This window comes from Ekhidna sp. (assembly GCF_040223195.1).
Classification (GTDB): domain Bacteria; phylum Bacteroidota; class Bacteroidia; order Cytophagales; family Cyclobacteriaceae; genus Ekhidna.
Map to the genome: position 1 here is coordinate 1 of NZ_JAVKDX010000012.1, position 23,653 is coordinate 23,653.

Below are 23,653 nucleotides of genomic sequence, written 5' to 3' on the forward strand. Positions count from 1 at the left end.
CATTGCGAACCGATATCGATCAAAATACCTTCGACATTGCTACACTCGATGCGGAAGTGGATGCCGATTCCATCGCACTCTATAACAAGCTACTCAACGACTCAACCGACATCTGGAATAAGGTCTATGCAGATTCTACCTACCTCGACGATCGCATCCAGACCAACATCGATGACATTGCGGCGCTGGGAACCATATCATCACAGGATGCAACCATCACAACTCCCGCCGAGGGGGATGTTTTAGTGTACGACGCATCAGGCACTCAATTTATTAACGAAAGTGCCATAGGGTTTGAAGCTTATGACAATGTGGGAGGGCTGATTAATGTAGGAACAAAAATCAACTATAACACAGAAGTATTCGATGATGGTTCTGGCTTCAGTCCAGCTAGCAATGATTTCACCGCACCTCGCGATGGCCTGTATCATTTTGAGGCTCAAATAGAAATCGAGTACACAGGAACTCAATCCAATTACATATCAATATTTGTGAATTCAACTGAGGTGGCCAGGTTTACTCAGGCTGGATCTGCAACTGATGTAATAACCTTACAGGTTTCCAAAACATTGAAGCTCAGTCAAAGTGATGTCGTATCCGTTCAGTACGGAGGAAATAGCATCATAACAGGAAATGGAATTTCTGCCGGTAGAATATTCTCTTACTTCTCAGGACACTTGGTTAGATAAATGAAGAAGCTGATCTACATATTCTGTTTTCTACCGTTTGCACTGAGTGCTCAGTTGTACATCCCTGCAAATGCAATTGTGCATATTTCGGAGGACGCCAACCTGGAAGTGGGTGGTGACCTTCAAAACTATGGGGTAATCCAGAATACCGGAACATTATCACTCTATGGAGACTGGATCATAAACAACAACTTCAATGGACTAACTGGTCGGCTTCAATTCATCGGGGATGAAGACCAGATGATCAGCCCACCTCAACTCACCGTTGGGGAATTAATCATCAACCAGGGTGGCCAGGTAAATTTTACCGGAGGGGAGTATACAGTGATTAATCGCCTGGATTTTCAATTTGGAGTGATCAAACCCGGAGAAAATACCCGGTTTATTATGGGTCCTGATGCCAAAGTTATGGGCGGCTCCAATTTGTCCTATTTTGATGGAAGCATTATTGCCAGAGGTGGGGGAACTAAAACATTCCCGGTTGGCTCTGATGGCTTGTACTCCCCCATCACCCTGCTAGACGTAGATGGGGCTAACACCGAAATTGCAGCTAGATTTTATAGGGGAAATGATGTGGATCCCATCCCGGGGGACAGCCTGCTTGGAGTTTCTCACAGAAGCTTGTGGGAAGTGGAGCTGATCAGCGGAACTACAGGTGAGACCCAAGTGGAAGTAGAGTTCAGTGAAGAGGACCTCAGTGATTTCCGGGTGAGAAACAACATCCGGTATCGAGTGAGTGTACCGGTCATTGCGTATGCAAATAATCCGGCAGGTGAATTCATGGGGCTTGGAGCGGGGACTATTACCAATTCTGACTCGCTGACGTATGGAACCCTGACAAGCAAGTTTGGATTTCAGCCGACATTGGGACTAAAGGCCTATTTCTCCTTGGCAAGGGCTCCACAAATTCCAAATCAAGGACTGTATTTTATTCCTGAAGCATTTTCGCCGCAAGCCCGTGATTCTAGAAATCAGACGTTCAGGATATTCGGAGAAAACATCTCCAGCGAGGATTTTGACTTGCAGATATACAACCGATACGGTAGCGTGGTTTACTCTACCAATTCGTTTGAAGAAGCGAACAAAACCGGATGGAATGGAGAAAACCAGCGAACAGGTGCGGAAGAACCTGCTGGCGTTTATTACTACACCATTCGATTCCGGTTTGATTCAGGACTTCCGATCGAGAAAAAAGGGGCATTCTATCTGGTAAAATGAAAAAAATCATCACCATATTGCTCCTCATCATTTTTGCAAAAGCTACTGCACAGGACGCCCAGTTTTCGCAATACTATGCCGCATCCCTTTATCTCAATCCGGCATTCAATGGAATTTATGGTGATCCGTCCATCCACATGAATCATAAGAGACAGATGCAAAGTGTGGATGTGATCAACGAGCTGACTCAAGTCTCACTAATATTCCCATTGAAGCAGGGGCCTATTGGCCCTCCTATTGGTGGAATTGGTATTATGGCCTTCAACGAAAAAAGTGGTTATAGAGGAGTTTATGATCGAAATTCGATATTTCTGAACTACGCCCAGAATTTGAAATTTGGTGTGTTGGATTCTTACCTTATCTCCGTAGGGATTCAGGCCGGCTATGAAATGCGAAAGCTGAATTTCAGTAAGCTGACCTGGGGGTCTCAGTACAATTCCTTCTATGGGTTTGACAGTACGCTTCCCATCCCTGTGACTGAGTTTGATGAACAGCAACAAAATATGGTGATTAATGCGGGTGTCATGTATTTCTACAATCCTGAGAGGAACTACCTGAAACACCAGTATAGTGCGTTCTTTGGCATTGCGGCCACCAACCTAAATCGTCCTAACACTTCATTTACGATCAGCACCAAAAGCCGCGCACCCATGCTATTTAAATATCATGGAGGCATTGAGTTTAAGTTTGACAAACTATTTTTTACCCCCAGCCTGCTCTATCTATATATCCAACAAAACCAGCAATTCAATGCAGGGCTAAACCTGGCTTACGTGCCGAACGCAGACAGATATCGGGCCAAGGGAACGCAACTCCTATGCGGTGCATGGTACAGGCTTAGGGATTCATTTATCTTCATGGGTGGGATCAAGCACAATGCGCTTACTGTCAGGGTCAGCTATGACATGAACAGCAACTTATTTGTTCCTGAAAAGGGAGTAGACCTAGCTCAGAATTCCATGGAAATCTCCATCCAGTACTCCCTTTCCAAGAACCTTTCCTCAAAGAAAGTTACCAATCCGCTATTCTAATTCTTCGGGTAGATGATCAGTCGTGTGCCTGGTTCCAGGTCTGTGGAAGTCAGTCCATTTTGCTCCATGATCAGCTCCTCCGGTACGTTAAATTTCTTCGACACTATCTGGAGATTATCCCCCGGTTTCACCGTATATATGAAATCGCTTCCACTTTTGATATCTGCAGGAACCACCAGGTTATAATCCGGCTCTATCTCTTCATCTTTCTTCAAACGAATCGGTTGATATACCGAAAGATCGCTGCTGCCTAGCCCGTTCAGGTTTCTGATCTCCTCTGCAGAAACGCCCATGCTGCCGGAAAGCTTATCGACGGTAGCTCCAGGTCTGATCAGGTAGAAATTGCCAAAGGACACCTTACGCTTACCAATCATCCTCACATCAATACGCCTATTCAACTGACGGCCATATGGGTTACTATTATCAGCAATCGGCTTTTCAGACCCGTGCCAGATGACTGAAATTTTGGATTGATCTATTCCTTTAGAAATTAGGTAATCCCGTGCGGAATAGCCCCTGTCCTTACTTAGCACAAGGTTGTATTCAGCAGCACCTGTGTCATCCGTATGCGATTCGATCTCGATTTTGTCCCCGCTTCTTCTAAAGGCCGCTATGACTTCATCTAGCAGAATGGTCACTTCCGGACGAAGCTGAGACGAGTTCACGTCGAAGAATGCCCGTGTAGCGTTTGTGAAAATACCTGCTTCTTTTTCTCTTCTTCCTTCCACGTTGAAGTCCTCCAAAACGACAGATTCAGCATCGTTGGCTTTCTTGAAAGTCAAATCATACTTAGTTGGCGAAACCTTGAACTCAAACTGACCATTGATATTAGTGTACCCTTCGATCACTGTCTTGGTATTGTCAAATTCAATAAGTGTGATGGCATAGGAAGATAGTGGCCTTCCTGAGTTGGCCCCCACCAGTTTTCCAGATATTGTGATCTCATCATACCCTTCGATTTTATCAATTGGCAGGGTGATTTTGATCTCATCCAGCTCCTCTGATGCCAGGATGTCTTCTGCACCAATTAGCTTTTTGCTCCCCTGATCATCAACACCGACATTGGCCACCAATGCCATCAAATCAACAGGAGCCTCATCTACATCCTTGGCGTCCATCGCCAGGTTTTCCGTAAGGATACGATCATTGTTGAATCTGAACTTTTTGATTTTCTCCAGCAAACTCTGCTCACTAGCCGTGAGCGTATTTCTGTTTCTGGCATCACTTTCCGGCAACACATATTTGGAATTTCTTTTCGGAAGGCCTTTGTCCAAAACTGCTCGGTTGATAAATGCCTTTCGATCCTGAGCAAGGTTATTGTAGAATGTAAAGGCGTCTTTTATATACGATTGCTCATTTGGCTTTATCTCCTGTCCGGAAACTTTCTTGGCCAGTGCGGCGATATAAAGTTTTTCCCGATTACTCACCTCTGTGAGCTTCTGCTCGTCACTTAGCCTCACCAGCCTATCTGTATATTCGGTGGTGATATAATCCAATGCGATTACATTATCAATCACACGCTTTTTCGCATCACTCAGCGATTCGTACTGATTTACATCACTTGCCGATAGGCGGGCCGAAGGATCTGCTCCATCTACAGACTGACCGGATACAGATGCGACTGTCGGGGTTGTATCAAAGAAAACTGGCTTGACTTCTGTGAGGTATGAATCATAGGCCGTCCGCACAAATCTTTCAACTGCACTTTTCTGAAGGTCGGTGAGTTCCGGACGTAGCTTCAGAAGCTTGTCCACCGTCTCTTCGGATGTGCCACTGATTGCAGATTGAAGCTCATCCTGAGAGAAGGTAGTCTCGGTGAGATAAATGCTCGAATTTGCCAGGTTGGAAATCTGCTTCAAGAGAAGTTTGTCCAATCTGCTTTGCTCCTGCGCGTTTTTATTGTTGAATACGCTGAGGTCGTCGTTGCTCACATTCTGGTCAAATGTGGTCAAATCGGAAACCATAAATGTGGTTGCAATAGACTTCAAACGATCCTTATCTTCCTGATCGAGGCTTTCATAAAAGTCCCGGTCTTCTTTCAATAGTCGGTATTTCTCTTCATTGCTCAGACCAATGAGCCGCTCCCTAATCGCCGCATTTACATCTTCGGTATTTTCTTTGTTGTTATTAAGGAAGGCTTTTTCATTTACATCCAGCGCCATCCCCTGAAGGTTTCTTTTTTGCTTCAGATACTTGATTGCAATCCCATCCAGTTTCTTCTGCTCATCTGGCTTAAAGGAGTTGTAGGTGGGTGTAGCCGGCTTGAAATTCTGTGCATTTTTCAAACGATCGGAAATCAAAACATCAATCTTCTCCCTTTCATCTGAGCTAACACCGCTATAAAAACTGAACACTTCGTTGGTCAGGTTTACACTGTTCCCCATACCCTGCTGCTCCAGATAGGTAGACACGATATTGTCCACTTTCTGTCGTTTGTCGCTACTGAGCTGCTGATAATAATAATCATCCTCCGTTCTGATAGACCGGATCATGTTACTTGTCATTTTTCTTACCCTGGCATTCACGATCTTTTCGATCCGCTCCTTGTCATCGGCACTTAGCGAATTATACACCGCAAGCTGTCTTTCGGTCAGAATCAAATCGACCTCTGACACGGAAGAGGAGAGCATGCGGGAAATAATCTGATTGATAATTTCTGTTTCGTTACTGTCAAAGTTGTAGTCATCAGTAAAAAGGGAGTTTCTACCAGCTATAGTTTCTTCTGATGATACTTCAGAAATGATGCTTCGTTTGGACTGAACATTGAATCCATAAATATCAAATTTGCCAACTCCGCCTTCCTCGCGGTTTGAGGACAGGAAGCCCCTGTTTTTTCCCATAAAGAAGAAAATATCATCGCGGTAAGAGTTGAAAGGAATGCCGGCATTGTAGATTTCGGCACTTTCAAATTTTGCTCCTCTGGCAATATAGATATCAAAACCTCCAAAGCCTCTGTGACCATTCGAAGCGAAAAATAGCACTCGTTCGCTCTGATCATAAAAAGGAGAAACTTCATTGAATGGGGTGTTTATCTGATCACCAAGATGGATAGGCGGTCCCCAGTTTTCATCCCCAGCGCTGATGCTCATATAGATATCAAGCTGTCCCAGCCCACCTTCCCGATCAGAAACGTAGAAAAGGGTGTCACCGCCCGGAGTAAGGTTTGGGTGCTTGGAGCTAAATCCAAACTCATTGATATTGGTATTCAAAGCGCGGGGTTCGCTCCATCTTCCCCCCTCTAAGCTGGATACATAGATGTGACAAAATGCTCCAATATCCTCATCACAGTTTGTGTAGTAAAACTTGGTTCTCTCCCGATTGAAAGATCCTGATCCATCACCGTATTTGGTGTTGATCATCTTTTCGAAGCGATCGCTCTGATCTACTTCTTTCCACTCACCACCTACCCGGGTAAATCTAAAAAGGTCGGCGAATGCTTCGCCGAACTGTGTGTCGTATTCGTCGTTCTTCCCGTTTCCCCTGGCGGAAGTGAGGCAAACAATATCATCTGTGCCTACACTAAAGGCTGCATAATCGTTGTACTCTGAGTTGAGCGGTCGCTCCAGTGCAGAAAACTGGTGATCCGGGTGTACCAGAGTGATCTGATTGAGCGCAAGGGCACATCCATCAATTTCAATTTTCGCCTGCTTGTAGTAGTAGCGATAGTCGTCCGTCTCGTGGAGTTCATTTTCTGACAGATAATTTCGGAATTCCTTGAAATTCTGAAGGGCCTGATCGTAGCGTCCTTTCAGCTTTTGCATCATGGCGTGGTAGTATCCTGCCAAAGGGAACCTGATATCCGGCTCAGCAGAGATGGTCTCATAGTGGTACTCTGCACTCTCATAGTCCCTGATCAGACGGTAGCACTCCGCCAGCTGGTATTGTGCCTTTAAGTTGGAAGGGCTCTCGGCCAATGCTTCCTTGTAGTACCTGATTGCTTCTATGTACTGATCATTTTTGAAATAGTCATCCCCAAGCCGAATAATTCGAGAGACCATGGTGCTATTCTCTTGCGCTATGGCAAGTGATGTCATTAGAATGGTAAAAAGAAAGATTGCTTTCCTCATCGTTTTTAATTTTTGGATTTTATCCTTTTCCGGTTAAAATAAAAGCTCCCCATACTTTAGGATCATTATATTTTTCGCGCAGTTTTAGTTGCGCATATTTTAGCGACTCCTTCACTTTATTAGTTTCATTAAACTTTTTGTAAAACGTCCCCATTAGTTCTTTTATCGCCTCATCTTCAATTTTTGTTAAGCTTGTGATGATATTTCTCGCACCTGCCACGGTAAGTGCCCTGTGCAATCCATATACCCCAGCGCCATTTTCTGAATCTTCCCAACCCAGCTCGCACGCCGAAAGCACAACCAGCTGAGTGCGGTGAAGGTTTAGGTTCATGGCTTCATACGTAGTTAAAATTCCGTCATTTTCTGGAATAGTTTGTATCCCTTTTTCAAATCGTGTGATCGTTTCAGAAGCTCCGGTTAAAAATATACCTGAACTAAAAAATTCACTATGAATAGGACTGTGGGATGAGATGAATTTATAGATGTCATTGAAAAAGCCATGCGCTGCAATATGAAGCACTGTGGGGTTGAAAGCTGATCGAACCCTTAATTCATTGGCGTCATTGCCCAGGTATGTCTTCACATCCCAGCCCTCACTCAGTGCTCCCTGAATTTCATTTATCTCATCTGCAGAGGCCGCCAGTGCGCTTAGCTCTAACGTGTGTCCCTGGCCGCCTGAGTAACTTGGATTACCTACCAAATAGGACTTCTTATTAAATATCTGAGCCTCCTCTACAAATAAATCCCGGGCACTCGTCAGGTAGCTCACATAATATTTGTCAATGACATACTTTCCATCCGGCATTTTCAGTGCGTTGGGATTCACTTCATTGTAAATGCCATCTGGAATAATTTTTACGGATGTCACTTTGCCCACTACCTTGTCTATTGGCTCCCACAGCTTACTAAACGCATTGCCATCGCCCTGAAGAAGGGAAGCCTTGTAAATGTTAAAATGCTGGTCATCGGTCATAAAATTATTGCTGAGGTTCACATGCCTGGGCATGTCACTATCATGGGTAAAGACCACCGCCAGATATTGTGTTTGCCCGGTGAACCCAAAAAGTGTCCCTTCAGATCCCGTAAGGGCGGCTAATTGCGGAACCCGAATGATCTCGACAATGGCTTCACCGGGGGCCACAAAATCATGAATGGATTTCCAGCTGCCTTCTACCCTTTGGAGCGCCCCCGCAAAATCCTCCATCATGGCCACAATCTCGGACTCCAGGCGTTCCAGCTTAGACTCCTCATAGGACAAATTGATATTAAGTTGATCCAGCTCAGCCACACCCATTTGATGGTAGCTGGCTATCAGCCTTTTGTCTGACTGCCACTTCTGATATTTCTGCTTGAGCTCAAAATCTTCACTCTCAGCCACTTCTTCATGTACTTTATAGGAAGTATTAAAAAGTACCGATTTTGTATGAAGTTGGAAGTCAAAAATCGTTTTGATCAACTCTGGGTTTTGATCCAGCAGGCCTATGGCGATGTAATTGTACCGATCAATATTTGACCGGATGTTTTCATGGAAAATCTGACGTTCATGATCGGTCATGATTGGGAATAGTAGCTCAATTTGATCTACCTGAATTTGGATAGATTTTCGAAAACACTGCTCTGCTTCCACCCGCTTGCCCATCATTAGGCTGTGCATTCCCATATACTCCAGTGCATTTCCATACGCCGGGTGATTTACGCCAAGCACTTCTTCCCTGATATCAACAGCCTCTCTGTAATATTTCTCAGCCTCAACTTCCTTACCTATTGAGCTATAAAGCACTCCTACGTTGATCAATGTGGTGGCATAGTCGGGGTGGCGCTTGCCGTAGACCTTCTCATCGATTTGAAGCACTTCCATATAGTACTTCTCTGCCATTTCATTGTTCCCCAGCTTTCGCTCTACCCTTGCCAGGTTGTTGAGGGTGTTGGCATAGTAAGGGTGCATCGTCCCAAAGTTCACCTTATAGTTTGCCAAAGCATCAGTAAACATATCTAGCGCTTCGGATACATTGCCTGAGGCAAGGGCCAGTGTGCCCAGGTTATTTTTTGCGGTAGCATAATAAGGATGATCCGTACCAACATTTGCTTCGCATTCCTTCACCACTTCGGTAAACATTTCGCCCGCCTTGTCAAATTGACCCATATCATGGTACATGATGCCGAGATCATTCAGCGTTTCGATGATCAGAATTTTAGCTTCATCAGGAATGGAACGTTTAATTTTCAAAGCCGTCAGAAGTGTTTTTTCTGCATCTGCGAAGCGTCCCATTTTTTCATAAAAGACGGCCAGCTTTTCCAACGACTCTGCCCTGCGTACGTCATAGTCCTTCCCAAGTGATTCATATATAGTGGTGCTCAGGTTGATGAATTCCTCCCCCTCTCTGGAATTTCCCGTAAGAATCAGGATTCTTCCCTTGTGGCTACATATCTCCGCAAAATCAGGTGACAAGTCATTGCCACTGGCCACCAATTGATCATAAGATTCGTCATAAATGCTCAACGCCAGGGTAATAGAGCCTGCCTGTTCATACAGATACGCCAACTTAGACCGGGCAATCCAGTAATCTGCATCACTATTTGGGAGCTCCTCCAATATTTCCAATGACTTTTGGATGTACCGTCGGGACAAGTCAAATTCCACCTGCTCCAGGTACAAAATCCCCATGTTCAAAAGTGCATCTGCATAGTCCTTTTGATTGGGAATGCCTGCCTCCTCATGATATAGGAGCGCAAGGTTTAGCTTTCGTTCAGCCTCAATCGGATCTAGCAATTGAAGGCTCAAAAAACCAAGATGATTATAAATATTGGCCCGTTGCAGGTAAGTGAGATCGTCTACATATTTATCCAGAATGGATTGGAACTTCTCCTCAGCCTGAAGCCAGTGATTTTTTACCAGACTTTCTTCGGCCTGGGCAATCAGGCTATTGATGTTTTGCGCGGGACAAACATGAATAACCATTGAAAAAATGATACAGGCGAGTACGTTTTTCATGGTGGATATGAAATTCTCCACTAAGCTATGGATTTAATTAGCAAATGATAAATCACGGATTGAATGAAAGGAGGAATTTTTTGCAGTTAAAAAGGATTGAACAACCTAGATGTTAATTTTTCGGTAAATGCCTTTCTTTGCCAGTCTAAATCAGGATCATGATCGGGAAGCTTAAAGTTTTTAATTCACTCACCAGACAAAAAGAAGAATTCGAACCCTTGCACGCGCCGCACGTCGGGATGTATGTGTGTGGCCCTACGGTTTACAGCAATGTACACCTGGGAAATGTGCGGACTTTTCTGAGCTTCGATGTGGTTTATCGCTACCTGAAATTTATCGGATATAAAGTGCGCTATGTGCGCAACATCACGGATGTGGGCCATCTCTCTGATACTGGTGAAGATAAGATCTCCAAGAAGGCAAAACTCGATCAGCTGGAGCCGATGGAAATTGTGCAGATGTATGCCAATGACTTCCACGATGTGATGCTAAGATTCAATACGATCCCTCCAGATATTGAGCCCTCCGCCATTGGTCACCTGATGGAGCAGGTGGAGATGACTAAAAAGCTGATTGAAAACGGGTATGCTTATGAGTCCAATGGTTCAGTATATTTCGATGTGGAGAAGTATCATAAAGAAAATGATAACTCGTATGGTATTTTGAGTGGACGGAAGATCGAAGACCTTCTAAGTGAAACCCGTGATCTGGATGGGGGTGGAGATAAAAGAAGTCCGTTGGATTTTGCATTGTGGAAAAAGGCTTCTCCTGAGCACATTATGCGATGGAAAACGGAGTGGAGCGATGGATTCCCGGGCTGGCATCTGGAGTGCTCTGTGATGAGTACGAAATACCTGGGTGAAGAATTTGACATTCATGGCGGTGGGATGGACCTGAAGTTTCCGCACCACGAATGCGAGATCGCACAAAATGCCGGATCGCATGGAAAAGGTGGTGCCAAGTACTGGCTGCATACCAACATGCTGACTGTGAACGGACAGAAAATGAGTAAGTCGCTAGGCAACTCGTTCCTTCCTCGTGAACTGATGACAGGAGATCATGAGCTACTGGATCGCGGCTATAGCCCGATGACGATTCGCTTCTTCATGATGCAATCGCACTATGCGAGCACGCTCGATTTCTCCAATGAAGCACTGGAAGCCGCCAGAAAGGGATATGTGCGCCTTGCCAATGGCATGCGACTGATGCAGGAGATGGAGTGGACCAAGGATGATGGTGAGCTAAATGATGCACAGGTGGAGCAGATCTCCAAGATGTGTGACAACTGCTACTATGCGATGAACGATGACTTCAATACTGCACTCACGATCGGGCATTTGTTTAACCTCGTAAAGAAGATCAACTCGCTACATACCGGGCAGTTGAAGTTTGGTGAGATTGGTGAGGAGACCTTCAAGCGAATGAAGGAGACGTTTCTTGGCTTTGCTGAAGATGTGCTTGGGCTGAAAGTAGAAGCAGATGTGAACTACAAAGCGCTGATCGATACCATTCTGGGGGAGTACAAAGATGCCAAGTTTAACCGTGACTTTGAGCGGGTGGATAAGCTACGTGCCGAGCTAAAAGCAGAGGGTATTGTGGTGAAGGACATGAAAGAGAAGATCGAGTGGGCCTTTGAGGAGTAGTTCAATGGCACAACTGCGACTCGCAATGTAATTCAATTCTTTCCTGGCTTTTTTTCAACATTGAATTTTGACTTACAGCAATTTTAATTTCGTACAGCGCTGAATCACATTCATTTAAGCTTACGTGTGCAAAAGCTTTCCATTCCCTCGCTTTAGGACTATGCCCTTTCGATAAAGAGAGTGCCGACCTGAACGAGATGATTGATTCCTCAACTTGATCAAGTTCAAATTGAATCTGTCCTTTTCTGACCAGATAACCAGATGTAAAATCATTTTTCCCCGGAGCGGTTACACTATCAATCAACCTGATTGCTTGAACCGCCAAACCCTTTGACACTAAAGAGTCAATACGATCAGAAATGAGGTGGTGATTAGCTAGTTCGCTCAAGTGCTTGCTATCTGAATTTCGCATCTGATTTAAATCACCAACAATATCCGGTTCTTTTCTTCTATCGTTCAGAACGAAAATTACAAGTGATAATATCACAACTAAAAATATTGCAATCGATTTCCTCATTTAACTAAGAATTAAATAGATCATCAGACTAAATACACCTATTATGATGGTCAATAACATCGCCAGCCTCCTTTGAATCCTTTTTTGCCTGGCATGGAATTTTTCTAAGAAAATCCTTCTCTTCTCAGGATCGTACTCTCTGGTCTTTTCTTCAACCCTTTTCTTGAGGTAATGCAAATTGTTGTCTTCATAAATCTTTTTTAAAGACTTCTTACCTCCCTTCAGGAGTCCTCTATTATTCCTGTAGGACTTAACCATAAAGTCCATTACACCAAATCCACCCATGATATAAAAGTTACTTAATCAACATCAAATCAATTTAGCTTTCTGCTAATATGCACCCATCTCCTCCAGCGTCATCACATATCATTGCCGGATTTATTCCGGCATCTTCCATTCAGAACTCAGATATGAAGATCCCGCAACAAGTGCGGGATAGTTCTCAACTAAACCTCCTTCGCTCGCTCCCAATACGCATCCATCTCCTCAAGTGTCATCTCACCAAAGCTCTTTCCATCCTTTTTAGATTCAGATTCCAGATACTGAAAGCGTTTGATAAATTTCTTGTTGGTGCGCTCCAGCGCTTCTTCCGGATTGATGTCCACAAAGCGGGCATAATTGATCAGTGAGAATAAGAGATCACCAAACTCTCCGGCCTGCTTTTCCTTGTCCGTTTCCTGCTGAAATTCTCCCATTTCCTCCTGCACTTTTTCCCACACCTGATCCTGATTGTCCCAGTCAAATCCCACCCCTCTTGCTTTCTCCTGGATACGCATCGCTTTCACCAAAGCCGGCAATGATTTCGGCACACCTCCAAGCACCGACTGATTGCCTTTCTCCTTCAGTTTGATCTTTTCCCAGTTGGCTTTTACGGTTTCCTCATCTTCCGCATTCACATCTCCATAAATGTGCGGGTGGCGGTGCACCAGCTTATCACAGACCTGATTCAGCACATCCGCCACATCAAATGCTTTTTTCTCACTCCCAATCCGGGCATAAAACACCAGGTGCAGCATCAGGTCGCCCAGCTCCTTTTTCACCTCCTCCAGGTCATTTTCAATGATCGCATCGGAGAGCTCATAGGTCTCTTCTATGGTGAGATGACGCAGCGTTTCCAGCGTTTGTTTTTTGTCCCATGGGCAGTTTTCCCTCAGCTCATCCATGATGGTGAGCAGCCGATCAAATGCTTCGAGCTTGGCTTTTCGGTTTGGGTCTGGAGTGGAAAGTGGTTTGTTGGTCATTATTTAAAATCAGTCTTTAACATCCCCCTGCCATTACATTTCCCTCCGCACCCTCGAAACGTCGAACCGCCTTCAAAAGGGAATAATGTCCCCTTGAGGGGACCATAGGGGTGTCTTTTGGAATTATTACAAAGATGAGCTTGTTCATCAACTACAGCCGCAAATTGGCTAATTTTGAACCAAAATCTGAACGAATGCAGGTAGTATTATTAGGAATCGGAGTTTTCGCGTTGTTTTTTGTGGGTCTTTCTATCCGCATTTTGCTGAAAAAAGACGGAGAATTTAAGGGGACATGCGCTTCTCAGAACCCTTACCTCAATAAAGAAGGTGCTTCGTGTGGATTTTGTGGTAAAACAGTAAAGCCCGGTCAGGATTGTGCCAACCCTGATTCGGAAGTGAACAAGGTGCTGGCCAAGTTCTGAAAAGAAGGCTTTTTACTTCTGACTACATTTCTATCTTTGCGCACCGCTAAAAAGTAATCGCTTTGACCTTAATCAAATCAATATCCGGCCTGCGTGGAACGATAGGTGGAAAAGCCGGAGAAAATTTATCACCTCTGGATGTTGTCAAGTTTGCCGCTGGCTATGGAGCCTGGCTAAAAGAGACGACCAAAAAACCAAAAGTCATTGTTGGACGAGATGCCCGACCCTCGGGTGCATCCTTCACTCAGCTTGTTGCCAATACGCTCATCAATCAGGGCATTGATGTGGTGGATCTCGGCCTTAGCACGACCCCAACGGTGGAAATGGCCGTGATAGCAGAAAAAGCACACGGAGGGATCATCCTTACCGCAAGCCACAATCCTGCAGGATGGAATGCACTGAAACTTCTGAATGATCGGGGGGAATTTATCTCTGCCGAAGAGGGACAAAAAGTGCTGGAGTATTCCGAATCCAAAGACATTGAGTTTGTCCAGTCAGGCAAGTTTGGCAAACTGACTACCAACGATTTTTATATCGATTACCACATCGAGCAAATCCTGAAGCATCCACTGGTTGATGTGGAAGCGATCAAAGCTGCCGGATTCAAGGTGGTAGTAGATGCTGTGAATAGCACCGGAGGCGTTTCCATTGTCCCATTGCTTAGGCAAATGGGTGTGGATGTGAAAGAGCTTTTCTGTGAGCCTACCGGTAACTTCCCTCACAACCCAGAGCCACTTCCTGAAAACCTTCAGCAAATCAGCAGTGAGCTGGAAAATGGCAATTATGATCTAGGAGTCGTAGTAGATCCAGACGTAGATCGACTGGCGCTGATGTGCGAAAACGGTGAACCTTTCGGAGAAGAATATACGCTGGTTGCGGTAGCTGATTACGTGCTTTCGCAGAAAAAAGGAAATACGGTTTCTAATCTTTCGTCAACCAGAGCGCTAAGAGACATCACGGAAAAGCATGGCTGTGAATACAATGCTTCAGCAGTGGGCGAGGTGCATGTAGTAGCCAAAATGAAGGAAACCAACGCAGTGATTGGTGGTGAAGGAAACGGCGGTGTGATCGTTCCTGACCTGCACTACGGACGGGATGCGCTTGCAGGTGTTGCCTTGTTTTTGACTCACCTTGCCAAGTTTGGAAAGAGTGCTTCTATGCTAAGGGCAAGCTATCCTAACTATCACATCTCCAAGAACAAAATCGAGCTTACACCGGACATCAATGTGGACGGAGTGCTCAATGCCATCAAAGAGAAATACAAAGGTCAGCCCATCAATACCGTGGATGGGGTAAAGATCGAATTTGATAAAGAGTGGGTGCAATTACGAAAGTCGAATACTGAGTCGATTATTCGTATTTTTGCAGAGTCCGAAAGTCAGAATACAGCTGAGCATTTGGCCAAAAAACTGATCATGGACATCAAGGAAGTGATTTCCGGATAAAACCTACTGGCATATGAAAGTATACTTTGATAATGCTGCCACTACAGCAATCGATCCCGATGTATTTGAGGCCATGAAGCCTTACATGCTGGAGCATTTTGGCAATCCATCTTCCATTCATTCGCACGGAAGACAGGTTCGTACCGGCATTGAGCGCTCTCGAAAAATGGTAGCAGACTTGCTGAATGCTGCTCCCGCAGAAATTTTCTTTACATCCGGAGGAACTGAGGCGGATAATACGGCCATTCGCTGCACGGTAAGTGACAAAGGAATCAAACATGTGATCTCAAGCAAGATTGAGCATCATGCGGTTTTGCATACGGTAGAATCCCTGGTAAAAAAAGGTGTTAAAGTAAGTTATGTAGAGCTGGATGATAAAGGGTTGGTGAATTACGACCACCTGGAAAGCCTGCTAAAAAATAATCCAAACTCGCTCGTCACACTCATGCATGCCAACAACGAAATTGGCAACTTGCTGGACATTGAGCGAGTGGGTGAAATGTGCGATGAATATAATGCCATCTTCCATTCGGATACGGTGCAAAGCATGGCTCATTATGTCCATGATACACGAAAATTGAATCTGGATTTTGCCGTTGGTTCAGCACACAAGTTTCATGGTCCTAAAGGAGTCGGCTTTCTCTACATCAACCATGAAAACAAAATTCATCCGTTCATCCACGGTGGTGCGCAGGAGCGCAACATGCGCGGGGGTACGGAGAATGTCTATGGAATCGTGGGTCTGGCTAAAGCCATGGAGATCGCCTATTCTTACATGGATAGCCACCGCAAACACATCGAAGGACTGAAGACCCATATGATTGAAAAGCTTAAGGCGTCTATTGATGGTGTAGCTTTCAACGGAGTGTCCAACGAGCTAGACAAGAGCTTATATACAGTGCTAAACGTTTGCCTCCCTCCAAATGATGATAATGACATGCTGCTGTTCAACCTCGACATTGAAGGGGTATCTGTTTCAGGTGGAAGTGCGTGCAGCAGTGGCTCAAGTATTGGGTCACATGTCTTGGCGGAGCTAAATAGGGATCAAAATAGAGGAGCCATTCGATTTTCTTTCAGCAAATACAATACATTAGAGGAAGTGGATTATGCGGTTGAAAAGCTGGCACAGCTGTATCAGCCCGAGACTACCTCTGCATGAAGCTAAAGCCTATATTTCATTCGTTCCAGACCGGTGATTTGGTGCATATCATCCCCCGGCTGATCGTATCCATCATTTTTCTGCAAACACTTCCATTCAAGTTTAGCGGAGCGCCAGAGAGTGTCTGGATTTTCCAGCAGATTGGCTGGGAGGCTTGGGGGAGATATTTGATTGCCTGCATAGAAACCACCTCTACCTTTTTTCTGCTGACCAACTATTACATCATCGGGGCGATCATCTCGCTCAGCATTATCAGCGCAGCAAACTTTCTTCACTTCACAAAGCTAGGATTCATCGTGAATGACGATGGAGGCGCACTGTTTATCATGAGCATCATTGTGATTTTCTGCTCACTCTGGATCATTCTTTACTGGAACATGCAGCGCGTGGAAAGCAAGACTTCAAACTTCAATTTTAATTGGGAGGATGAGGAGTTGATTGAGGATTACTGACAATTTTAATTGCTAATTGCTAATTGCTAATTGCTTCAAACACTCCACCCACTTATCTTCAGCATTGAGGCTTGGAACTAAATCCCACTTTTCTCCTCCGGCATGGATGAAATCTTCCTGATAGGTTTCTCCCACTTCGATGGTGGTTTCTAGGCAGTCGGAAACAAATGCAGGAGAGAAAGCAAGTACTTTTTTGATGCCTCTTTCAGCCAATTCTTTCAAGACCTCCTCGGTATATGGTTTCACCCACGGATCCTTACCCAAGCGGGATTGGAAGCACACCGTGTAGTTTTCTTCTTTTATTCCGAGCTTTTTAGTCACCAACCGGGTAGTCTCAAAGCATTGTGCCCGGTAGCAATACCGGTTGTGTTCGTTCAGGGTATCGCAGCAGCTTCCCAGTTTGCAATAATCACCATATGAGGCTTTGCGAATCTGTCTTTCAGGAAGTCCATGATAGCTGAATACAAAGTGATCATAAGACTCCTTGTCCATCAGCTTTTTCCCCTGATCCACTATCGTCTCGATGAATAATTCTTCCTCCAAAAACTGAGAGGTGAATTTGATGTCAGGGATAACCTGCCAATTCTTTGTAATCTCCATCACCTTGTCAATGACCGAACCGGTAGTAGCTGATGCATATTGCGGGAAAAGCGGAATCACATGCAGGGTCGCCACCTCCTCTTTTTGAAACTCCTTAAGCGCAGATTCCAGCGATGGGTTCTGGTATCGCATGGCGAATTTCACTGAGTATTCATCCGACAGTTTTTTGCTCAGAAGCTCAGTAATATCTTCCGTATAATACTTCAGTGGGGAGCCACGCTCGTCCCACAGTTTTCTGTACTCCGCAGCAGATTTTGGTGACCGAAACGGTGCAATGATGCCATTGACCAATAGAAATCTAGGAAAGGTCGGAATGTCAATCACCCGCTTGTCCATCAAAAACTCACGGAGATATTTCCTCACATCAGAAACCTTTGTTGAATCCGGGGTGCCCAGATTGACGAGTAAAACTCCCTTCTTTTTTGTCATCTAGCTAGAATATGTTGGCCTCCCAAATGATGATTCCATAGGCTAGAAAGCGCAGGAAGCGGAATAGGGAAAACCACAAATATTTTTTAAACGAGTAGTGAACCGACCCTACCAGCATGGCAATGCCGGAGAAAGGTAATGGCGTTAGAGCGGCCACCACCACAAGGAAACCACCGTAGTTGTTCAAATGTTTTTCAAACTTCCCAAAGACCCGAACCTTCATGATCCGATAGAAGCGGGTGTTTTTCAAATAAGCACCTATTCCAAAACCAATGATCCCGGCTGCATAGGAAATGGCTGATAGCGCAATGATGTTATAGATGTAATTGGAAAGTATCTCACTCCTGAGTGACCAGATCATGAAAAATTCCGGAGGAATGATTCCGAAAATCACCTCTGAAGCCAGAAAGATGAGATAGACTACTGTGGGCTGGTCATAGACTGGGCCCAATACGGTTTCCAGAGTGAAGTCGTAATTTTTTCTGGCATAGATAAATGCCGCCACAATAACCGCCAGCCACAAAAAACCCCTTAGCAGATTTCTTAGCAAAAACCTTCTTCGATCAGGTAACTCTCTTTCGGATTTTCTGGACATGTCTGATGCTAAACTTCAAATGCTAAGTTATTGTTCCTCAGGCTCAGGTTTTGGGGTCTTCTTGGCTTTTGTTTTGGAAAAGGACACCTTCCAATACGGATCTTCCAGTTCGGTGTATCGACCATAAAACTGAGTCAGCATAATCTTGACCGCATAGTTGAGGCGATTCTGAGCATCCTGAAAATAGTCATTCCTGTTTTTGGGATGGTAAATGAAAAATTTGATGATCGGAAACACGCATGTTCGAAAATCACCAAGCACTTTTTTCACGTCGGCCTTTTCTTTCTCCAAAGCCTTCATCGCTTTGCCACTACAGCTGCCAACTCCTCTTATCAGCGGGATGTAAATGCCATTGACGTTTCCACCCTTCTCCTCAAGCTCCGCACAAGCCTCATCACAAAAAGCCTGTAAAATTCTAAGTGATGGAATGCTCATGCTTGCCTCAGTAAATACATCAGGTTGCCAGAGTATTTCCCTGAAAGTAAATATCGAGGGCAGCAATTCCGTATCGTAGGATTCATCTTCCCTGAGTGCCAGCATGGTTTCCGTGGTGATAGCCTCTACTTTCACCTCCCCCGCACACAACGAATAAGACCAACCCTCCTCTTTGGTATTGACCATCTTGAGAAAATTCCATATTTCGTTTAATGCTATTTTCATCCCATTGGCTTAGCGATCACAAAATAAACATTCTACGATCATATACGACAATCCCGAACATTTTGCCTGCCATTTTTATATCTTCATCCCGTGGAAAAAAGATGGGTATACAAAGACGAACCGGATCGGGAATTGGTAAAGAAGCTCAGCCGGGAGATCAATATCAGCGAGTACTTGTCCAGGATACTGGTTCAGCGGGGGATCGAAACATTTGATCAGGCCAAGGCATTTTTCCGCCCATCACTTTCCCGGCTTCACGATCCCTTCCTGATGCTAAACATGGATAAAGCCGTGAACCGACTGACCGATGCGGTTTTCAATCGGGAAAAAATCCTCATCTACGGTGATTACGATGTGGATGGCACCACTTCGGTTAGTTTGATGTACCTCTTTCTGAAACAGTTTACCGATCAGCTGGAGTTTTATATACCGGATCGTTATTCAGAAGGATATGGAATTTCAGAAAAAGGAATCAACTATGCCATCGAAGAAAAATTCACCCTCATCATTGCGCTGGATTGCGGAGTAAGAGCAATCGATCGTGCCAGACAAGCGAAGGAAGCAGGCATAGATTTGATCATTTGTGATCACCACCTTCCCGGAAAGGATCTTCCAGATGCCTATGCCCTTCTCGACCCAAAACAAAATGATTGTAACTATCCTTTCAAAGAGCTCTCAGGGTGTGGGGTGGGATTCAAGCTTTTGGAGGGGTTCTGTCAGCAAAACACCATCGAAAAGGAGAAGCTGTTTGAGTTTCTGGATTTGGTAGCGGTGAGCATCGCAAGTGATATTGTTCCAATTGTGGGAGAAAACAGGATACTTGCATTTTACGGATTGAAAAAATTGAATCAGGCACCATCAGCCGGGCTCAAATCTCTGATTGAAATCAGTGGTAAAAAGGAGGCTTTCAATATTTCGGATGTGGTTTTTTCCATCGGCCCCAGGATCAATGCGGCTGGCAGGTTGACCCACGCACGGGAGTCCGTCCATTTGCTGATAGGCGACAGCCACGAGACGGAAGCCTTCGCAGATAATCTGAATGACAGAAACAAAGAGCGGCGAGAGTTTGACCAGACGATCACGGCAGAAGCGCTGGAAATGATCGGCGAGCTGGAGGAAGACAAAAAATCAACCGTATTATTCAAAAAAGACTGGCACAAAGGAGTAATCGGAATTGTAGCTTCACGATGCATCGAGTACTATCACCGTCCTACCATTATCCTCACCGAGTCCAAAGGGAAAGCCACCGGATCTGCCCGTTCTGTTGATGGATTTGATGTGCATGAAGCCATATCCGAATGCGCTGATTTACTGGAGCAGTTTGGCGGGCATACCCATGCTGCAGGGCTCACCCTTTCTATCGATAACATTGAGAAGTTCATTCATCGATTCGAGCAGGTGGTGAGTGAGCGCATCTTGCCAGAGCAGCTGATCCCAAAAGTGGAGATTGATGTGGAGATTCCGCTCTCGGCCATCTCCTTCAAAACCTATAATATCATGAACCAGATGGGGCCCTTCGGACCGCAAAACATGGCACCAGTCTTTGGCACAAAAAATGTAATCGTGGACTCCATGCCAAAGCTCCTTAAGGATAAACATATCAAAGGATTTTTGCATGCAGAAAACAGCACCAAACTTTTCGAGTTTATTGGTTTTGGGCTGGCAGATAAATTGGAACAAATAGAGGTAGGTAAGCCTTTTCACATTGCTTATCATTTGGAGGAAAATAATTACCTCGGCAACAAGTCGCTCATCCTCAATCTAAAGGATGTAAGATTTGATGCATAAATTGCAGCTCTCTTATGGAATTACGCGCGGAACATCTGATAAAAAAATATAAAAAGCGAAAGGTCGTCAATGACATTTCGGTGAAAGTGGAGACAGGGGAAATTGTGGGACTGCTCGGTCCCAATGGTGCAGGAAAAACAACCTCCTTCTACATGATCGTTGGGTTGATCAAACCCAATGAGGGTCACATTTTTCTGGACAAAGAAGACATCACCGACCTGCCCATGTACCAGCGCGCCAAGCGAGGTATCGGCTATCTCGCTCAGGAGGCCTCCGTATTTAGAAAACTGAGTGTGGAAGATAACATTCTTGCGGTGCTAGAGATGACCAAGCTGAGCAAGCAGGAACAGAAAGAAAAGTGCGAGAGCTTACTGGAGGAATTCAGCCTGACGCACGTAAGAAAAAATTTAGGCCAGGTACTATCAGGAGGGGAGCGACGGAGAACGGAAATAGCGCGTGCATTGGCGGTAGACCCCAGCTTCGTGCTGCTGGATGAACCTTTTGCAGGGGTGGACCCCATCGCCGTGGAAGAAATCCAAACCATCGTAGCACAGCTCAAAAACAAAAACATCGGCATACTCATTACCGATCACAATGTGAACGAGACCTTATCCATTACAGACCGGGCTTATTTGATGTTTGAAGGGCGATTGCTCAAAGCGGGGACTGCTGAGGAGCTGGCCAATGATGAACAGGTACGAAAAGTTTACCTTGGCAAACACTTTGAGCTAAAACGGAAGATCTAACACCTAACAATGGAACTCTTCAACTCCATATTGTCCTGGGTCATGAAAAAGAGGATTCATCAGATCGAGCTTTTCATGAAATATCCGCATGAGGTTCAGAATGAACTACTGGAAGACCTGGTGAAAAAATCCTCCAAAACAGCATATGGCAAAGAGTATGGATTTGGCACCATAGAAAATTACGAACATTTCAAAAGCAAGGTCCCAATCGTCGATTATGAGGACCTATTCCCTTACATCGACCGATTGATGAAAGGCGAGCAAAACATACTCTGGCCTTCAGAGATTCGATGGTTTGCAAAATCTTCTGGCACCACGAATGCACGCAGCAAATTTATCCCTGTCTCCCAGGAGGCACTGGACGACTGCCACTATAAGGGAGGAAAAGATTTACTGAGCATTTACTTTAACAATTACCCGGAAGCCAAAATGTTTGCCGGCAAAGGGCTGGTCATTGGTGGCAGCCATCAAATCAACCAGTTTGATGAAAATGCCAATTCTTATTACGGTGATGTATCCGCAGTACTTTTAAAAAACCTGCCCTGGTGGGCACAGATGGTACGCACCCCAAGTCTGGACATTGCCCTGATGGATGAGTGGGAAGAGAAAATTGACAAAATGGTGGAGATCACCTCCAACGAAAATGTGACAAACATTTCCGGAGTGCCCACCTGGATGATCGTATTAATTGAGAAAATGCTGGAGCGAAACAATGCCAGCAACATTCTGGAAGTCTGGCCAAATCTTGAAGTGTTTTTTCATGGGGCTGTGTCTTTTACCCCATATGAGGAGCTCTTCAAAAAGCTCATACCATCGCCAAAGATGAGGTATATGGAGACCTACAATGCTTCGGAAGGATTTTTCGGTATTCAGGATCAGACAGACAGCAAAGAAATGCTACTCATGCTCGATTATGGAATTTTTTATGAATTCATCCCTTTCAGCGAACTGGATAGCGACAATCCTAAAACCCTGACGCTGGATGAAGTAGAAGTTGGAAAAAACTATGCGATCGTGATCACTACCAATGCCGGCCTCTGGAGGTACCGAATTGGTGACACGGTGACCTTTACCAGTGTGGATCCCTACCGCATCAAGATTTCGGGACGAACCAAACATTTCATCAATGCTTTCGGCGAGGAATTGATCATCGACAATGCAGAAGTAGCCATCGCTGAAGCTTGCAAAAAAACGGACGCAAACATCGACAATTTTACTGCCGGGCCTGTGTACCTGGGTGAAGGCAACAAGGGCGGGCACGAATGGATCATTGAATTTTCCAAGCCACCAAATGACCTGGAGCGCTTTGCAAAGCTCCTCGATGAAAAACTCAGGGAAGTCAATTCAGACTATGATGCCAAAAGGTACAAAGACATTGCCCTGCAGGAGCCAATCATTCATGTGGTACCGGAAAAGACATTTTATGCATGGATGAAGTCGAGAGGGAAACTGGGAGGGCAGCATAAAGTACCAAGGCTCTCCAACAACCGGGAGTATCTGGATCAGCTTTTAGCGTTTAGAGCCCACTCATCATAAAAGCCCATTTTGAATGCTACTTTCACTTTTATGTCGAACGCAGGTTAACTAGCTTTACAGACTCACTTGACCTGAGGCCATCCATCTAAAATGTGGTTCAGGGTTTAAAATGAAAAATATATTTTTTATACGGTTTTTGACTCTCATCCTTTGCACGGCAATGGTCGCCGAAATTGGCATCCCTGTGCAAAATGGAGAATTCATTTCGATTGAAATTGATTCTGAAATGGAGCATGAAGAAAGCAGTGAAGACGAAAAAGAAAAAACAACCGGAAACCTGTCTTTCATTTTTCCTGAAGATGGCTCGCTGGAAGCCTCCAAAAAACGCATAGCATATACTGATTCTTGCTGGAAATCACCTTCGCTTGATTTCCGTACCCCCCCTCCCGACTTGTCCTGAGAAAAGACACGCTTCAATTTTTA

The 23,653-nt window shown here is 44.9% G+C and carries 20 protein-coding genes; 12 read left to right on the plus strand and 8 right to left on the minus strand.

All coding sequences use genetic code 11. The features are described 5' to 3' along the window. The 3 genes from RLN88_RS04895 to RLN88_RS04905 all read left to right on the plus strand — a co-directional run. Nucleotides 1-689, plus strand: a 689-nt coding sequence (locus RLN88_RS04895; protein ID WP_350220256.1) for a C1q-like domain-containing protein, incomplete at its 5' end; no start/stop codon positions are given. Further along, the gene (locus RLN88_RS04900; RefSeq protein ID WP_350220257.1) at nt 690-1,907 is read left to right on the plus strand and encodes a T9SS type B sorting domain-containing protein; all 1,218 of its coding nucleotides are present in this window, start codon (nt 690-692) and stop codon (nt 1,905-1,907) included. It abuts the gene before it with no gap. Next, the gene (locus RLN88_RS04905; RefSeq protein ID WP_350220258.1) at nt 1,904-2,938 is read left to right on the plus strand and encodes a PorP/SprF family type IX secretion system membrane protein; all 1,035 of its coding nucleotides are present in this window, start codon (nt 1,904-1,906) and stop codon (nt 2,936-2,938) included. Before RLN88_RS04900 ends, RLN88_RS04905 begins: the two co-directional genes overlap by 4 nt. On the opposite strand, the gene RLN88_RS04910 is transcribed toward RLN88_RS04905, so the two are convergent. Continuing rightward, nucleotides 2,935-7,005 carry an OmpA family protein gene (locus RLN88_RS04910; protein WP_350220259.1) on the minus strand — a complete coding sequence of 1,357 codons (4,071 nt, stop codon included), beginning with the start codon at nt 7,003-7,005 and terminating at the stop codon, nt 2,935-2,937. The two genes, RLN88_RS04905 and RLN88_RS04910, sit on opposite strands and share 4 nt — an antisense overlap. Nucleotides 7,006-7,024: 19 nt before the next feature. Further along, nucleotides 7,025-9,997 (minus strand): CHAT domain-containing protein, encoded by a 2,973-nt coding sequence (locus RLN88_RS04915; RefSeq protein WP_350220260.1) that lies wholly within the window; start codon nt 9,995-9,997, stop codon nt 7,025-7,027. 158 nt (nt 9,998-10,155) lie between these two features. Here RLN88_RS04915 and cysS point away from each other — a divergent pair, with 158 nt between their 5' ends. Then, a complete protein-coding gene (gene cysS, locus RLN88_RS04920; protein ID WP_350220261.1) occupies nt 10,156-11,640 on the plus strand; it encodes a cysteine--tRNA ligase in 1,485 nt (494 codons plus the stop codon). A 1-nt stretch (nt 11,641) separates the two neighbouring features. On the opposite strand, the gene RLN88_RS04925 is transcribed toward cysS, so the two are convergent. From RLN88_RS04925 to mazG, 3 genes are all read right to left on the minus strand, one after another. Further along, nucleotides 11,642-12,157 carry a tetratricopeptide repeat protein gene (locus RLN88_RS04925; protein WP_350220262.1) on the minus strand — a complete coding sequence of 172 codons (516 nt, stop codon included), beginning with the start codon at nt 12,155-12,157 and terminating at the stop codon, nt 11,642-11,644. After that, nucleotides 12,158-12,442 carry a hypothetical protein gene (locus RLN88_RS04930; protein WP_350220263.1) on the minus strand — a complete coding sequence of 95 codons (285 nt, stop codon included), beginning with the start codon at nt 12,440-12,442 and terminating at the stop codon, nt 12,158-12,160. Between the two features lie 161 nt (nt 12,443-12,603). Next, a complete protein-coding gene (gene mazG / locus RLN88_RS04935; protein WP_350220264.1) occupies nt 12,604-13,398 on the minus strand; it encodes a nucleoside triphosphate pyrophosphohydrolase in 795 nt (264 codons plus the stop codon). Between the two features lie 194 nt (nt 13,399-13,592). On the opposite strand from mazG, the gene RLN88_RS04940 reads away from it, so the two are divergent. From RLN88_RS04940 to RLN88_RS04955, 4 genes are all read left to right on the plus strand, one after another. Further along, nucleotides 13,593-13,820, plus strand: coding sequence for a hypothetical protein (locus RLN88_RS04940; protein WP_350220265.1), 228 nt, complete (start codon nt 13,593-13,595; stop codon nt 13,818-13,820). 62 nt (nt 13,821-13,882) lie between these two features. Next, the gene (glmM, locus tag RLN88_RS04945; RefSeq protein WP_350220266.1) at nt 13,883-15,265 is read left to right on the plus strand and encodes a phosphoglucosamine mutase; all 1,383 of its coding nucleotides are present in this window, start codon (nt 13,883-13,885) and stop codon (nt 15,263-15,265) included. A gap of 13 nt (nt 15,266-15,278) precedes the next feature. Continuing rightward, nucleotides 15,279-16,424, plus strand: a complete 1,146-nt coding sequence (locus RLN88_RS04950) for a cysteine desulfurase family protein (RefSeq protein ID WP_350220267.1) — start codon at nt 15,279-15,281, stop codon at nt 16,422-16,424. Continuing rightward, on the plus strand, nt 16,421-16,876 hold the full coding sequence (locus RLN88_RS04955) for a DoxX family protein (protein WP_350220268.1): 456 nt from the start codon (nt 16,421-16,423) through the stop codon (nt 16,874-16,876). The genes RLN88_RS04950 and RLN88_RS04955 overlap by 4 nt, the downstream gene beginning before the upstream one ends. A gap of 12 nt (nt 16,877-16,888) precedes the next feature. Here the strand turns inward: RLN88_RS04955 and hemH are convergent, their stop codons facing one another. The 3 genes from hemH to RLN88_RS04970 are packed head-to-tail and all read right to left on the minus strand — an operon-like array spanning nt 16,889 to nt 19,160. Then, complete coding sequence (gene hemH, locus RLN88_RS04960; protein WP_350220269.1) at nt 16,889-17,905, minus strand: ferrochelatase; 1,017 nt, start codon at nt 17,903-17,905, stop codon at nt 16,889-16,891. A gap of 4 nt (nt 17,906-17,909) precedes the next feature. After that, complete coding sequence (locus RLN88_RS04965; protein WP_350220270.1) at nt 17,910-18,500, minus strand: VTT domain-containing protein; 591 nt, start codon at nt 18,498-18,500, stop codon at nt 17,910-17,912. Between the two features lie 27 nt (nt 18,501-18,527). Beyond that, nucleotides 18,528-19,160 carry a hypothetical protein gene (locus RLN88_RS04970; protein WP_350220271.1) on the minus strand — a complete coding sequence of 211 codons (633 nt, stop codon included), beginning with the start codon at nt 19,158-19,160 and terminating at the stop codon, nt 18,528-18,530. Between the two features lie 90 nt (nt 19,161-19,250). Here RLN88_RS04970 and recJ point away from each other — a divergent pair, with 90 nt between their 5' ends. The 4 genes from recJ (at nt 19,251) to RLN88_RS04990 (ending at nt 23,630) form a co-directional block, all read left to right on the plus strand. Then, a complete protein-coding gene (gene recJ / locus RLN88_RS04975; protein ID WP_350220272.1) occupies nt 19,251-20,948 on the plus strand; it encodes a single-stranded-DNA-specific exonuclease RecJ in 1,698 nt (565 codons plus the stop codon). Nucleotides 20,949-20,962: 14 nt separating this feature from the next. Further along, nucleotides 20,963-21,694 carry an LPS export ABC transporter ATP-binding protein gene (gene lptB, locus RLN88_RS04980; protein ID WP_350220273.1) on the plus strand — a complete coding sequence of 244 codons (732 nt, stop codon included), beginning with the start codon at nt 20,963-20,965 and terminating at the stop codon, nt 21,692-21,694. Between the two features lie 9 nt (nt 21,695-21,703). Then, nucleotides 21,704-23,230 (plus strand): GH3 auxin-responsive promoter family protein, encoded by a 1,527-nt coding sequence (locus RLN88_RS04985; protein WP_502880099.1) that lies wholly within the window; start codon nt 21,704-21,706, stop codon nt 23,228-23,230. Between the two features lie 109 nt (nt 23,231-23,339). Further along, a complete protein-coding gene (locus tag RLN88_RS04990; RefSeq protein ID WP_350220275.1) occupies nt 23,340-23,630 on the plus strand; it encodes a hypothetical protein in 291 nt (96 codons plus the stop codon). Nucleotides 23,631-23,653: the final 23 nt, after the last annotated feature.